The organism is Roseovarius pelagicus (assembly GCF_025639885.1).
GTDB classification, from domain to species: Bacteria; Pseudomonadota; Alphaproteobacteria; order Rhodobacterales; family Rhodobacteraceae; genus Roseovarius; species Roseovarius pelagicus.
Map to the genome: position 1 here is coordinate 1673037 of NZ_CP106738.1, position 13383 is coordinate 1686419.

Annotated in this window: 13 protein-coding genes; 7 read left to right on the forward strand and 6 right to left on the reverse strand. The window is 60.1% G+C overall.

Features of this window, described 5'->3' with window-relative positions; all coding sequences use genetic code 11:
- Nucleotides 1–20: 20 nt before the first annotated feature.
- A complete protein-coding gene (gene amtB, locus N7U68_RS09365) occupies nucleotides 21–1358 on the forward strand; it encodes an ammonium transporter AmtB (RefSeq protein WP_263048934.1) in 1338 nt (445 codons plus the stop codon).
- Between the two features lie 86 nt (nucleotides 1359–1444).
- On the opposite strand, the gene N7U68_RS09370 is transcribed toward amtB, so the two are convergent.
- Nucleotides 1445–1831, reverse strand: a complete 387-nt coding sequence (locus N7U68_RS09370; RefSeq protein ID WP_263048935.1) for a rhodanese-like domain-containing protein — start codon at nucleotides 1829–1831, stop codon at nucleotides 1445–1447.
- Nucleotides 1832–1851: 20 nt separating this feature from the next.
- The gene (locus tag N7U68_RS09375) at nucleotides 1852–2751 is read right to left on the reverse strand and encodes an MBL fold metallo-hydrolase (RefSeq protein WP_263048936.1); all 900 of its coding nucleotides are present in this window, start codon (nucleotides 2749–2751) and stop codon (nucleotides 1852–1854) included.
- Between the two features lie 146 nt (nucleotides 2752–2897).
- On the opposite strand from N7U68_RS09375, the gene mutL reads away from it, so the two are divergent.
- The 5 genes from mutL (at nucleotide 2898) to N7U68_RS09400 (ending at nucleotide 8353) form a co-directional block, all read left to right on the forward strand.
- Nucleotides 2898–4745 carry a DNA mismatch repair endonuclease MutL gene (gene mutL, locus N7U68_RS09380; protein ID WP_263048937.1) on the forward strand — a complete coding sequence of 616 codons (1848 nt, stop codon included), beginning with the start codon at nucleotides 2898–2900 and terminating at the stop codon, nucleotides 4743–4745.
- Nucleotides 4742–5911: a DNA recombination protein RmuC gene (locus N7U68_RS09385; RefSeq protein ID WP_263048938.1), complete on the forward strand. Its 1170-nt coding sequence runs from the start codon at nucleotides 4742–4744 to the stop codon at nucleotides 5909–5911. The genes mutL and N7U68_RS09385 overlap by 4 nt, the downstream gene beginning before the upstream one ends.
- 267 nt (nucleotides 5912–6178) lie before the next feature.
- Nucleotides 6179–6931, forward strand: coding sequence for an amino acid ABC transporter substrate-binding protein (locus N7U68_RS09390; RefSeq protein WP_263048939.1), 753 nt, complete (start codon nucleotides 6179–6181; stop codon nucleotides 6929–6931).
- Between the two features lie 4 nt (nucleotides 6932–6935).
- Nucleotides 6936–7610: an amino acid ABC transporter permease gene (locus N7U68_RS09395; protein ID WP_263048940.1), complete on the forward strand. Its 675-nt coding sequence runs from the start codon at nucleotides 6936–6938 to the stop codon at nucleotides 7608–7610.
- Nucleotides 7607–8353, forward strand: a complete 747-nt coding sequence (locus tag N7U68_RS09400) for an amino acid ABC transporter ATP-binding protein (protein WP_263048941.1) — start codon at nucleotides 7607–7609, stop codon at nucleotides 8351–8353. Before N7U68_RS09395 ends, N7U68_RS09400 begins: the two co-directional genes overlap by 4 nt.
- Before the next feature lie 186 nt (nucleotides 8354–8539).
- Here N7U68_RS09400 and N7U68_RS09405 read toward each other — a convergent pair whose 3' ends face one another.
- The 4 genes from N7U68_RS09405 to ilvD all read right to left on the reverse strand — a co-directional run bounded on the left by N7U68_RS09405 (nucleotide 8540) and on the right by ilvD (nucleotide 12275).
- Nucleotides 8540–8917, reverse strand: a complete 378-nt coding sequence (locus tag N7U68_RS09405; protein ID WP_165196111.1) for a hypothetical protein — start codon at nucleotides 8915–8917, stop codon at nucleotides 8540–8542.
- Between the two features lie 10 nt (nucleotides 8918–8927).
- Nucleotides 8928–9698: a DUF6478 family protein gene (locus N7U68_RS09410; RefSeq protein ID WP_165196109.1), complete on the reverse strand. Its 771-nt coding sequence runs from the start codon at nucleotides 9696–9698 to the stop codon at nucleotides 8928–8930.
- A gap of 62 nt (nucleotides 9699–9760) precedes the next feature.
- A complete protein-coding gene (locus tag N7U68_RS09415) occupies nucleotides 9761–10546 on the reverse strand; it encodes a hypothetical protein (RefSeq protein ID WP_263048942.1) in 786 nt (261 codons plus the stop codon).
- On the reverse strand, nucleotides 10518–12275 hold the full coding sequence (ilvD, locus tag N7U68_RS09420; protein WP_165196105.1) for a dihydroxy-acid dehydratase: 1758 nt from the start codon (nucleotides 12273–12275) through the stop codon (nucleotides 10518–10520). Before ilvD ends, N7U68_RS09415 begins: the two co-directional genes overlap by 29 nt.
- A 124-nt stretch (nucleotides 12276–12399) precedes the next feature.
- Between ilvD and N7U68_RS09425 the strand changes: the two genes are divergently transcribed.
- On the forward strand, nucleotides 12400–13287 hold the full coding sequence (locus tag N7U68_RS09425; protein WP_263048943.1) for a CPBP family intramembrane glutamic endopeptidase: 888 nt from the start codon (nucleotides 12400–12402) through the stop codon (nucleotides 13285–13287).
- The last annotated feature ends 96 nt before the right edge of the window (nucleotides 13288–13383 follow it).

A 13383-nucleotide genomic window follows, 5' to 3' on the forward strand; every position in this document is an offset into this window, starting at 1 on the left:
CGCAGACAAAGGATAACGATATGACACGCTACACCCATCTGGCACGGGTCAGCGGCGCTGCCGCAGTGCTGATTGCCCTGCCCGCCCTCGGCCTGGCGCAAGAGGCAGACACAACCCCGACCAATGCCGAAATCGGCTTTATCTTCACCACCTTCATGTTTCTGGTCGCCGGATTTCTGGTGTTCTTCATGGCCGCAGGCTTCGCGATGCTCGAGGCGGGCCTCGTACGCGGCAAGAACGTTACGATGCAATTGACCAAGAACATGGCGCTGTTTTCGCTCGCCTCGATCTTTTATTATATCCTCGGCTACAACCTTATGTATCCCGGCGACGCATGGACGATGGATGGGATCCTCGGGGCCTTTGCCATCACCGGGTTGGAACCTGTCGGGCTTGAAGCGGCAGAACCTGACCTGACCTACGCCTCGGTCGGCTCTGACTTCTTCTTTCAGCTGATGTTCTGCGCGGCCACCGCCTCGATCGTGTCGGGCGCTCTGGCCGAACGGATCAAGCTGTGGCCGTTCCTTGCGTTTGTCATCGTGTTGACCGCCGTGATCTATCCTGTTCAGGCCAGCTGGAAATGGGGCGGCGGGTTCCTTGACGGGATGGGCTTTCAGGATTTCGCAGGCTCGACCGTAGTACACTCGGTTGGTGGCTGGGCGGCGCTGATGGGCGCGATCATCCTCGGGCCACGCATTGGCAAATACGGCAAGGACGGTCGCGTGACCCCGATGCCCGGCTCCAACCTTGCGCTTGCCACGCTGGGCACGTTCATCCTGTGGCTCGGCTGGTTCGGCTTTAACGGCGGCTCACAGCTTTACATGGATAGCGCCGCCAACGTCGCTGACATCAGCCGGATCTTCTCGAACACCAACACAGCCGCTGCTGCCGGGGCCGTGGTCGCGCTGATCCTGACGCAGTTGTTGTACAAAAAGCCCGACCTCACGATGATCCTGAACGGCGCGCTCGCGGGCCTCGTCTCGATCACTGCAGAGCCACTGACACCTTCGCTGATCTCATCCACGCTGATCGGTGGCGTCGGCGGGTTGATCGTGGTTCTGACCGTGCCGATGCTGGACCGGTTGAAGATCGACGATGTCGTAGGGGCGATTCCGGTTCACCTCTTTGCCGGTATCTGGGGCACCATCGCCGTAGTGTTTACCAATGACGCGGCGAATATTGTGACCCAGCTCACGTCGATCGTCATCGTCGGTGCCTTCGTCTGCGCCACCTCGGCGCTGGTCTGGCTGGTGCTCAAGGCCACGGTCGGCATCCGTGTCAGCGAAGAGGCCGAAATTACCGGCCTCGACACAACCGAACTGGGCATGGAAGCCTACCCTGAATTCTCCAGAGGCTGACGCTCCTTCCCTGTTCAACCTTGCGAGAAGTGAAGCCCCGGGTGTCACCACCCGGGGCTTTTCATTGACGATACTATCGGACGCGCTCAGACGTCTGCGGCGTCGATTTTCTTCGGGGCACCGCTGGCCATATCTATCGCAATATGCGGCTGGCCGGCCTTTTTCCATGCGCCGAAACCGCCCTGCATATGAGCAACCCGGTCCAACCCTGACGCCAGTGCTTGTCTGGCCATCTTGCCTGATCGCTTGTCCGATCCGCACATCAATACGATGCGCTTGTCCGCCTGTGACGGCAGTTTTGCGGGATCGAAGGAGGCCACTGGCATCAACATCGCACCGCCGATATGTTCCATCATGAATTCAGGCGGCGTGCGCACGTCAATCAACACGATGCGGTTCGCCTCCCATTCCTCGGCCACTTCGTCCACGCTCATCGTGTCCAGTGTGCCGCCATCGATTTTCTCGGTTTGCATCATTTGCTCCTCTGGCAACGTTACATTTTGTTCGCAGGAATCTTGAAATAGCTATGTCCGTCCGCCTCTGCTTCTGGCAGGCGTCCGCCACGCAGGTTGACTTGCAACGCGAACAGCATCCTGTCGGGCAATGCCAGCGTGGCATCGCGTTCGTCGCGGAGCTTGATGTACTCCTCGCGCGATTTCCCGCCGCCAACATGCGGGTTGTGCGCACGCTGGTCGGCAACACTTGATTCCCAACCCGGTTCTTCACGTCCATCCACCGGCGGATAGTCATGCCCGACAAACAAACGGGTCGCATCCGGCAATGTCAGAATGGACTGCAAGGTGTCGTATAGTTCAGACGATGACCCATCGGGGAAATCGGCACGCGACGTGCCCACATCCACATGCATGAAGGTATCATGTACAAAAGCGGCATCATCGCCCACGATATAGCTGATCGACGCTGGCGTATGCCCCGGTGACAGCATCACCCGCACATCCAGCGATCCCAGCTTGAACTCAGCACCATCATCGAACAGCCTGTCAAAGTCGCGGCCGGGATCAAACGCGCCCGGCAAATGGTAAATATCGGCCCAGATCTCTGCCAGATCACGCACCTTCGCGCCGATCCCATTGCATGCGCCTGTCTGGTCCCTGAGCCACGCAGAAGCCATCAGGTGGTCTGCGTGTGGATGAGTGTCCAGCACCCATTTCACATCCAGTCCGCCGCGCGCGGCATGTTCCAGAATTTCTTGCGCGGTTTCATGCGATGTGTGGGCGTTGGCCGGATCAAAATCCTGTACCACATCAATCAACGCGGCTGCCTTCGTACTTTCGTCAACGACCAGATACTGGAGACTGCCGCTCGCGTCGTCATAAAAGCTCGTCACTCGCGGTGATGCGGGTCCTCTGGACGGGCTGGTATGGGTTTGCATTACGCCTCCTTTGGTTGGCGGTGTCCTCTAATCCTCTTTCCAACGCGCGTGGAACGGGAACGTTCCCCTCAGGCCTGCTGCCCACGTCCCGCAGCACGTCGGTTGCGTCTGGCAGAATCGCGGCACCTCATGCTAAGTGTTGTGGCATGTTGGCAAACCCACCCCATATCGGCGAACTTCGCCCTCAGATCCGCCAATTGGACGAGGCGGCCATCAACCGCATTGCAGCGGGCGAGGTGGTCGAACGCCCCGCCTCGGCGGTCAAGGAACTGGTGGAGAACGCTATCGACGCGGGCGCGCGGCGCATTGAAATCACTTATGCCGACGGGGGCAAAACACTGATCCGCGTGACCGATGATGGCTGCGGCATCACACCGGGTGACCTGCCGCTGGCCCTATCGCGTCATGCCACGTCCAAGATCGACGGCAGTGACCTGCTGAATATTCACACCTTCGGCTTTCGCGGCGAAGCGTTGCCGTCGCTCGGTGCCGTCGGGCGGTTGACCATCGCCTCTCGCGCTCCGGATGCGGACGCGGCTGAAATGACCATCGCAGGCGGCACGCCAAGCGCGGTCAAACCCACCGCGCTGAATGGCGGCACCGTGGTCACGCTGCGTGATCTCTTTTACGCCACGCCCGCGCGGCTCAAATTCATGCGCACCGACCGGGCAGAGGCGCAGGCGATCACCGACACCGTCAAACGGCTGGCGATGGCCGAGCCGCATATCGGCTTTGTCCTGCGCGATGTCTCGGGCGGTGGCGCCGGACGCACAGTCTTTCGCGCCGATCCCGAAACCGGCGACCTGATGGGCGCGATGAGCCAGCGACTAACCCGCATTCTGGGGCGCGAATTCACTGATAACGCAATCGCCATCGACGCGGATCGCGACGGGTTGGCTATGACCGGATACGCGGCTCTGCCCACCTATTCTCGCGGCTCTGCTGTGGCGCAGTATCTCTTTGTCAACGGTCGCCCGGTGCGCGACAAGATGTTGACCGGCGCACTGCGCGCGGCCTACCGCGATCTGCTCAGCCGGGACCGCCACCCGGCCGCGGCTCTCTTTATCGAATGCGAGGGTCGGTTGGTTGACGTAAACGTACATCCCGCCAAATCCGAAGTACGTTTTCGCGATCCCGGTGCGGCCCGCGGGCTGATCGTGTCTGGTCTGCGTCACGCACTGGCCGAACAGGGGCATCGCGCTTCCAGCACTGTCGCGGGTGCCACACTGGGCGCGTTCCAGCCAGAACCAGCCGGTGCGCGCGTCTACCAGATGGATCGCGCAGGCAGCACGCCGCTGCACCGCCCGCCCGCCGATTCCGGCTTTGCCGACATGCAAACCGCCTACAGCGCGCGGGTCGAGAACACCGCCCCGACAGGCGGCGACGACACGCCGCCAGAGACCCCGCTTCAATCTCTGCCGCTCGGGGCCGCCCGCGCGCAACTGCACGAGAATTACATCATCGCCCAGACCGAAACGGGGATGGTCATCGTCGACCAACACGCCGCACATGAACGGCTGGTCTATGAACGCCTGAAACGCCAGCGCGCCGAAAATGGTGTCGCGGCGCAGGCTCTATTGATCCCCGAGATTGTCGACCTGTCAGACGCGGATTGCGCGACGCTGATGGCTGTCGCCGATGACCTCGCCAGTTTTGGCCTCGGGGTCGAGCCATTCGGCGGCGGTGCAATCGCCGTGCGTGAAACCCCCGCCATCCTCGGTGTCGTCGATGCCCGCGCGCTGATCCTCGACATCCTCGACGAACTGGCCGACCAAGGCGACAGCGACACGCTCGGCAGCCGTATAGACGCGATCCTCAGCCGTGTTGCCTGTCACGGCTCGATCCGTTCAGGTCGACGGATGCAGGCCGACGAAATGAACGCGCTGCTGCGAGAGATGGAGACGACCCCCCATTCCGGCCAGTGCAACCACGGCCGCCCCACCTATGTCAGCCTCGCGCTGAGCGACATCGAAAGGCTCTTTGGCCGCACATGATCCAGATCGGTGATACGCAGTATCTTCTAAACGACCCGCTGGTAATCGCGGCCCTTGTCGGTGCAGCGATCCTGTTGTTGATCATCATTCTGCTGATCTCTGCGGTGCGCGCCGCCGGGCGTTCGGCGCGTCTGGCCGAACCGCTGGCACGTCAGATCGGCCAGATGGAACATCGCTTTCAATCGCTCAGTGATGGCCAGCAACAATTGGCAGGTGGTCTCACCCATGTCTCTGACGCCGCCGCCGCCTCGCAGGCCAACATGCTGCAACTGATGGAACAACGCCTCGCCGCTGTTTCGGAAAAGATGAACGAGAACCTCAGCGGCTCGGCCCGCCGCACCGCCCAGTCCCTCGGCGATCTGCAACAACGTCTGCAAACCATCGACAAGGCACAGGCGAACATCACCAAGCTGTCGGGCGACGTCCTGACCCTTCAGGATATCCTGAGCAACAAGCAGACCCGCGGCGCGTTCGGCGAGATTCAGTTGCACGACATCGTGCTCAAAGCACTGCCAAAAGACAGCTACACTCTGCAACACACCCTGTCTAACGGCAAACGCGCCGATTGCCTGATTCACCTGCCCAACCCCCCCGGTCCGATCTGCATCGACAGCAAATTCCCGCTGGAGGCCTACGAGGCCCTACGTCGTGCAGGCACCGATTGGGAGGTGAACGAGGCTGCAAAATTTCTGCGCACTTCGGTCAAGAAACACATCAAGGATATTTCCGACAAATACATCCTCGACGGCGAAACCGCCGATGGTGCCCTGATGTTCCTGCCGTCCGAGGCGGTTTATGCCGAACTGCACGCCAATTTCCCCGAACTGGTGCGCGAAGGATTCGCTGCGCGCGTCTGGATCGTGTCGCCCACCACCTGCATGGCCACGCTCAACACGATGCGCGCGATTCTAAAGGACGCACGCATGCGCGAACAGGCGGGAGCGATCCGGCGCGAACTGGGTCTTCTCTTTGCCGATGTTGAACGTCTCGGGACCCGCGTGGAAAACCTCGACCGGCATTTCGGGCAAGCGTCCAAGGACATCGCGGAAATCAAGATTTCGTCGGACAAGGCGGGACGGCGGGCCCGGCGGCTGGATAACTTCGATTTCGAGGAACTCGCGCCAGAGACCGAACCCGCGATCATAAAGTTGACGAAAGACGGCTAACCGGCACCCCACCTATGCCACGGGATCGAAGCGCGGCATTCAAGCCGAGCGGCAAGAAACGCACCCTTGCCGCGACGCAGCATGTCCCCGGCATTAACAAGCCCTCTAGGCGAGGGTGCCTTGCGTATTGCATTCCACAAGTCAGCGCCGATGCGGAATAATTTTCCAATCAAAAGAAAAAATTTACCACATCCGCCTTGCTGCACTTGCAGCAATTGTAACCTGCATCAGGGTCGTTATCTGCCGTTTAACGCAATGGAGCAGATTATGAAAAACGCACTCGCAATTACCGCACTCGCCTTGACGACAACATTTGGTTCCGCACAGGCCGAAACGCTTGATGTCGGCATGTCGGGTGGCTACTTTCCGTTCACCTTTGTCAAACTGGACGTTTTGCAGGGCTTCGAGGTTGATCTTATCAACGCAATTGCCGCAGAAACCGGCGACGAAGTCAATTTCGTCACCATGTCCTTTTCGGGCCTGATTGGCGCGCTGGAATCCGGTCGGATCGACACGATTGCAAACCAGATTACAATCACACCAGAGCGTGAGGCCAAGTTCGCTTTTTCACAGCCCTACGTCTTTGACGGCGCGCAGATTGTCGTCAAAAAGGGGAATGAGGCCGCGATCTCAGGCGTCGAAGACCTGAGCGGCAAAACCGTCGCAGTGAACCTTGGTTCGAACTACGAACAACTATTGAACAATCTGCCAAACGCGGCTGAGATTGATATTCGTACCTATGACAGCAACATCGCGCAGGACACGGCCTTGGGGCGCGTGGATGCCTTTGTGATGGACCGCGTATCATCGACACAACTGATCGCAGAGAGCCCGCTTCCGCTATCGCTGGCCGGCAAGCCATTCAGCGAAATCCGCAACGCGCTGCCATTCCGCAATGACGCCGAAGGTCAGGCCCTGCGTGAACGGTTCGATGCCGCAATCACGACCCTGCGGGAGAACGGCACCTTGGCCGATATTTCCAACAAGTGGTTCGGCGCGGACATCACGGTCGCTGAGTAGACCGATGGGTGCCTTGGATCTCGCATATATGTGGGCACTCGTGCCCATACTCTTGGCGTACGTGCCGCTGACGCTGTTCATGGCGTTGGCGGGTATGGCTTTTGCATTGGTTCTGGCGTCGATCATGGCGGTAGAGCGCGTGTTTCGTGTGCCGGTTCTTGATCTTTTCGTGCGCGTATTCATCAGCTTTTTCCGCGGCACACCGCTTCTGGTGCAGCTGTTCTTGTTCTACTACGGCCTGCCACAGGTTCTGTCGTTCCTGACCACCATCAATGGCGTCACGGCCGCGATCATGGGCTTAACCTTGCATTTCTCGGCCTACATGGCCGAGAGCATCCGCGCCGCAATACTTGGCGTTGATCGCAGTCAGTGGGAGGCGGCAGAAGCCGTTGGTATGACCCAGAGCCAGATGATGCGTCAGATCATCCTGCCACAAGCCGCACGCGTTGCGGCACCTACATTGGTCAACTACTTTATCGACATGATCAAAAGCACGTCGCTGGCCTTTACCCTCGGTGTGACTGAACTGATGGGAGCCGCTCAAAAGGAAGCGGCGGGAAGTTTTCTGTACTTCGAGGCCTTCCTCGTTGTTGCCGCGATCTACTGGGCCATGGTTGAAGTCCTCGCCTTTGGTCAGCGCCATTTGGAAATCTATTTGAGCAAGGCACATGCCCGATGACACATAGCGCCAACATCTCTGTTTCCGGCCTCAACAAGACATTCGGCAACACGCAAGTCCTCAAGGATATATCGCTCGAGATTGCACCGGGTGAACGCGTCGTTGTGATCGGTCCCTCGGGTACCGGCAAATCAACATTGCTGCGCATGCTGAATTTTCTGGACCGCCCCGATAGCGGCAAGATCCGCATGGGCGATCTGACGGTAACCGCTGAAAAGGCCTCGCGGACGGACATCCTGGCCTTGCGCCAGCGCACCTCGTTCGTTTTTCAGAACTATGCGCTCTTTGCGAACAAGACCGCACGCGAAAACATCACCGAGGCCCTCGTCACCGTCAAAGGACAGTCGAAAGCGGACGCGCGTGCGCGCGCCGACGCGATCTTGGCTGAAACAGGGTTAACCGACAAAGCAGACGCCTACCCTGCTGCGCTGTCCGGAGGACAACAGCAACGTGTCGGCATTGGCCGTGCGCTGGCATTGGACGCCGATCTGATGCTGCTGGATGAGCCGACGTCAGCACTTGACCCCGAATGGGTCGGAGAGGTGTTGGACCTGATGCGCAGGGTCGCTGAAAAACAGCAAACCATGTTAATCGTGACCCACGAGATGCAGTTCGCCCGCGAGATCGCGGATCGGATCATCTTTATGGACGGGGGGCACATCGTCGAACAGGGGCCGCCCAGTTCAATATTGGAAAACCCACAAGACCCCCGCACCCAAGCGTTCTTGCGTCGTGTCATCTGACCTGTTTCCGTCCCGCGTCGTCATTCTGTTCATCTATCCTCGCGTGCGCCCTCGCGCAGGGGGGAGCCTTGCCGCACATAAAAAACGGCACCCGGACCGGCGGCAATATCCTATCTTAGGACGACGGTGAGCCAAAGGTGCCGACGGATCACAAAGCGTAACCGCTCCACCAGAGAACAGAGTCTCCTACATCGTCTCCAGACAATGCCGGCGGAACGCGCGTTTCAGCATGTCCAGTTCCTCACGCAGCAGCGTCACTTCGGCGCGTATATCATAGGCCAGCGCCTCTCCGGCGATTAGTGAAAAATCCCCCAAAACCGCGTCGGCGGATGTGTCGCGGATCAGGAATGTCTGCACCCCGTCGGCGATCATATGTGTCGGAATCGGAACCCGCAGAACCCAATGCGCGGCGGCTTCATTCTCGATCACTTCGACACCATCTACCGCCTCACCCAAATGCGTGACGTCGATTTTCGGCTGGGCGTTACCGTCACCCTCATAGGTCAGAACGCCCTCCCATACCCCCTCGAACAGCCGGGTCTTGGTCAATGTGAATTCACTCATGTCGGCATCCTCAGAAATCGGCCCGCTGGCGGCGGCTCAGCGTCACGTCACGCAGTGTGACCTGACTCATTTGCGGGTTCTCAAAGATCAGATCGAGCCAAGCGCGCTCGATCCGTTTTTCGTTGAGGTTGGAATACGCCAGATCGAACTCCACCACGATATCGTCCTCATGCAAGGGCAATTCGCGCACGATCTGTTCTGTGTTGGGGCCATGCTTGATGTTGAGCCGGGCAAAAATTTCCAGCGGCTTCTCCATCTCGACGATCGTATTGAGGCGGACAAGGTGGTTTTTCTTCAATCCGTCCACCGCACCATGCGGCAGGTCCAGAACCACCGACAGGAACGATCCGTCAAAGTTGAACACATCCATGCGCAGCCCATACGGGGCCAAATCGGCCTCTCGCTGATTGCGGATCTGTCGCAGGGTCAGCTCAGAATGTGCACAGTCGTGAAACAATATCAGCTCATCGCCCAGCTTGGACTTGCTCATCGCTGATGACATGCCCGGATTGGGCAGTGGCAAACACCACAGCGATGGTCGCCAGGCCCAGTCGGTGCCGTGCGGTTTGGGGAAGGCATGACTGCCGATCATCGGCAATGCCAACCTGTTCTCGGCCACAGCCAGCATTTCGTTCAGGGAGTACAGCAGCTTACGGGCGTTCGACCGCTCATGACGCAGCTCTCTCAGGGGCATGTCCGGCGCGCGGCGGGCGGCCTTGGTCCAGCGGCGCACGCCGCGCCGTTGCACGATCCAGTCCACCAATGCGCTTCGCACCTGCATGTTGTCCGGTCCCTTTTACGTCGGTTTGGTTTTATCCTGACTTACCATTCCATTCCAGAGGATTAACTCTGTTTTCGAAACAATCCCGACATTATCGACCGCAGTCCCGGCGGATCGGCTTTTTTGGGCGCGGCCGCATCATGTTTGACCTGAACCGTACCGGTAGCATCAGCCTGCCCAGGGACCGGCACGCCAGAGGATTGCGCAGGTTCGGGCGGCACTCGCTTTTGCAGGGACGGACTGGCCTCACGCATATGCTCGGCCATGTCGATCAGTAGGTGCATCCCGTCGCGCCCCGCCACCGAACTGCCGACCCGACCATAGGCCGCCAGCCCTACGAAATGGTCGTTGACGATCATGCTGGCCCGCCAGTAACGCGGATCGCCGCCGGGCACACCCGCATCGCCACCCTGCGCCAACTGCACCAACGAGATACCGTCGCCGTCGATTTCTGCCAACGCGCGCACCGGCGCCAGACCCGCGCTGATCTCTGCCGCGCTTGGCTGCTGTGCATCGGGGTTCGCAGGCAGGATCGACACGGTTATCACCGCTGGGGTCACGGAATGCGATGGATCATCCGCCAAGACCGCACAGGACGTTAACAGGGCAAAGCCGCTGCTGGCGGTACGGCGCACTGACTTGCTGTCGACGCAATAGCCCGCAGGTCCCTCGACCACCACATCGCCGCGAAAAAACGCGGCGCGCTTCAGCGGTTCGGCCTTGTTGCCTCCCGCCGCGCGAAACCCGATCTGACCTTGATCACCGGCCGCCAGACAGGCCGCCAGCGGCAGGACCGCCGCCAGCGCCAGCCCCGGTCTGCTAAATGTCCATATAGACATGGCGTTCATGTTCGGCCCCCGGATGGGTTACAGCCCCCTTGTAGGTTGCGCCCACCAGCTGCGCGTACTTCCACAATGCGCCCGACGCATACAGCGTCTCGCGCGGGCCCGGCCAGCTTTCCTTGCGCGTTGCCAGTTCTTCGTCGCTCAGATCAACACTCAGATCGCCGGTGATGGCGTTAATAGTGATCATGTCGCCGTTCTTCAGCAGGGCAATAGGACCGCAATGTGCGGCCTCGGGCCCTACATGACCGACGCAGAAGCCGCGCGTTGCGCCTGAAAAACGCCCATCAGTGATCAGCGCCACTTTCTTGCCCATGCCCTGACCACTCAGCGCCGCGGTGGTCGCCAGCATTTCGCGCATACCCGGCCCGCCTGCGGGGCCCTCGTTGCGGATGACGATCACTTCGCCTTCCTCATAGCCACGCTTCTGCACCGCCTCAAATGCCTCTTCTTCGCATTCAAATACCCGCGCGGGACCGGTAAAGACTTGGTTCTGAGAGGGGATACCCGCGACTTTCACGATTGCGCCTTCGGGGGCCAGATTGCCCTTGAGGCCAACAACACCGCCGGTTTTGGTCAGCGGCGCGTCGATGGGATAGATCACCTTGCCGTCGGCTTCGCGTTCGATTAGCTCCAGCTCCTCACCGATGCTGCGGCCGCTGGCCGTAATGCAATCCTCGTGGATCAGCCCCGCCTTGCGCAGTTCCTTCATCACCACCGGGATACCGCCCACATCATAGAGATCCTTGGCGACATAGGCACCACCGGGCTTGAGATCGACGAAGTAGGGTGTGTCGCGGAAAATCTCGCAAACGTCATCGAGGAAAAAGTCGATGCCCGCCTCATGCGCGATGGCAGGCAGGTGCAGCCCTGCATTGGTCGACCCACCAGTGCATGCCACGACCCGTGCCGCGTTTTGCAGGCTTTTCAGTGTGACCACATCGCGCGCACGGATGTTCTTTTCCAGCAGGGTCATAACCGCACGACCCGACGCCTCACCATAGGCGTCGCGGCTCTCGTAAGGGGCCGGCATGCCGGAACTGTTCATCAACGCCAAACCGATCGCCTCGGATACGCAGGCCATCGTGTTGGCGGTAAACTGACCACCACACGCACCGGAGCTGGGGCAAGCCACGCGCTCCAGCATATCCAGCGCCTTGTCGGACATGGTGCCGTTCTGATGGCGGCCCACTGCCTCGAACATATCCTGCACCGTCAGATCGCGACTGCGGAAATCCTCTGGGATTTCCTCGACCTGAGGCGCCTTGCCCGGCAGGATCGACCCACCGTAGATAAAGACCGACGGCGTGTTCAGCCGCACCATTGCCATCATCATTCCCGGCAGCGATTTGTCGCACCCTGCCAGACCAACAATGGCGTCATAGGCGTGCCCGCGCATCGTCAGCTCGACTGTGTCGGCGATCGCTTCGCGGCTGGCCAGACTCGACCGCATCCCTTCGTGACCCATCGCAATGCCGTCGGTAACGGTGATCGTGGTGAACTCGCGCGGCGTGCCATAGGCCTGCTTCACGCCCATCTTGACCGCCTGCGCCTGTCGGTTCAGCGCGATGTTGCACGGTGCCGCCTCGTTCCAGCAGGTTGCAACGCCGACCAGCGGCTGGTGAATCTCTTCCTCGCTGACGCCCATCGCATACATATAGGACCGGTGCGGTGCCTTGGATGGGCCTTCGGTCACGTAGCGGCTGGGCAATTTTGATTTGTCGAACTTGGTCATGGCTTGGCCTCGCGGTGCTGTGTTTGCATTGGCATAGGCGAGCGGCGCGCAGCGTGCAAGCGCGGGCACAAGGTTTGCGGCCCGGGCAATTGCACCGGCACGTCGTCCGCACTAGCGTGCCCCCATGAAATACGAGCCACATTTGCACCTGATCGCACCAGCGCGCGGCAGCCATGAGATATGGCGACTGCTCGTCGGCATTGTCCTGATCGCCGCGCTCTTTCTGGTCATGACGATGGTCTACGGTTCGCTATGCGACCTGTGGCTGCCAGACACCGCATGGGGTCACAACGGTCGCGGACTTCAGGATGCCAGCACGCCTTGGGGCACGTTGGCAAATCTCTACATCTTTGTGCTGCTCATCATCGCGACCTGGGCAACGTTGCTGCTGTTGCACACCCGGCAACTGCGCAGCCTCTTTGGCCCACCGGCACTGGCCCTCGGGCAATTCCGGCATGTCCTGATCGCATTGATATTGTTGACCGCCCTCATATTTGCCCTGCCTGCACCCGATGCCCTGACACCGGAACGGCATCTGGAATGGCCGGTCTGGCTGGCGTTTCTCCTCCCTGCCCTGATTGGCGTCACGCTACAGGTCAGCGCCGAAGAGATCCTTTTCCGCGGCTACCTGCAAAGCCAGCTTGCCGCGCGTTTTTCCCACCCCGCACTCTGGATGGGGCTGCCAACAGCACTTTTTGCGGCCCTGCATTACGCACCCAGCCAGACGGGGGACAATGCCTGGATCGTGGTCCTGTGGGCCGGTCTCTTTGGACTGGCTGCCGCCGATCTGACGGCGCGCAGCGGAACGCTTGGACCTGCAATTGCCCTGCATCTGATCAACAATGTCAGTGCATTGCTACTGGTGGCCCCTGCCGGCGTATTCGATGGGCTGGCGCTCTATAGTTACCCGTTCGGAATGGACGACACCGACATCATCCGAACGTGGTTTCCCGTCGACCTGATGCTGTTGCTATGCAGCTGGCTGGCCGCACGGCTGGCACTGCGCGTCTAGGGCGCAAAACTGCGCATCACACCGACACGCTTGAATTGCAATTTGCCGCGCAGCGTCCTATTTCAGTTCAAATCGCATTGCCAAGGGGCCGATTTC

What these genes read in the sequence shown, in the direction of transcription:
- mutL (WP_263048937.1), top strand. Translation starts at nt 2,898, where the DNA reads ATGTTGGCAAACCCACCCCATATCGGCGAACTTCGCCCTCAGATCCGC.
- N7U68_RS09410 (WP_165196109.1), bottom strand. Translation starts at nt 9,698, where the DNA reads ATGCAGGTGCGAAGCGCATTGGTGGACTGGATCGTGCAACGGCGCGGC.
- N7U68_RS09375 (WP_263048936.1), bottom strand. Translation starts at nt 2,751, where the DNA reads ATGCAAACCCATACCAGCCCGTCCAGAGGACCCGCATCACCGCGAGTG.
- N7U68_RS09415 (WP_263048942.1), bottom strand. Translation starts at nt 10,546, where the DNA reads ATGAACGCCATGTCTATATGGACATTTAGCAGACCGGGGCTGGCGCTG.
- N7U68_RS09405 (WP_165196111.1), bottom strand. Translation starts at nt 8,917, where the DNA reads ATGAGTGAATTCACATTGACCAAGACCCGGCTGTTCGAGGGGGTATGG.
- N7U68_RS09370 (WP_263048935.1), bottom strand. Translation starts at nt 1,831, where the DNA reads ATGCAAACCGAGAAAATCGATGGCGGCACACTGGACACGATGAGCGTG.
- amtB (WP_263048934.1), top strand. Translation starts at nt 21, where the DNA reads ATGACACGCTACACCCATCTGGCACGGGTCAGCGGCGCTGCCGCAGTG.
- ilvD (WP_165196105.1), bottom strand. Translation starts at nt 12,275, where the DNA reads ATGACCAAGTTCGACAAATCAAAATTGCCCAGCCGCTACGTGACCGAA.
- N7U68_RS09390 (WP_263048939.1), top strand. Translation starts at nt 6,179, where the DNA reads ATGAAAAACGCACTCGCAATTACCGCACTCGCCTTGACGACAACATTT.
- N7U68_RS09385 (WP_263048938.1), top strand. Translation starts at nt 4,742, where the DNA reads ATGATCCAGATCGGTGATACGCAGTATCTTCTAAACGACCCGCTGGTA.
- N7U68_RS09425 (WP_263048943.1), top strand. Translation starts at nt 12,400, where the DNA reads ATGAAATACGAGCCACATTTGCACCTGATCGCACCAGCGCGCGGCAGC.
- N7U68_RS09395 (WP_263048940.1), top strand. Translation starts at nt 6,936, where the DNA reads ATGGGTGCCTTGGATCTCGCATATATGTGGGCACTCGTGCCCATACTC.
- N7U68_RS09400 (WP_263048941.1), top strand. Translation starts at nt 7,607, where the DNA reads ATGACACATAGCGCCAACATCTCTGTTTCCGGCCTCAACAAGACATTC.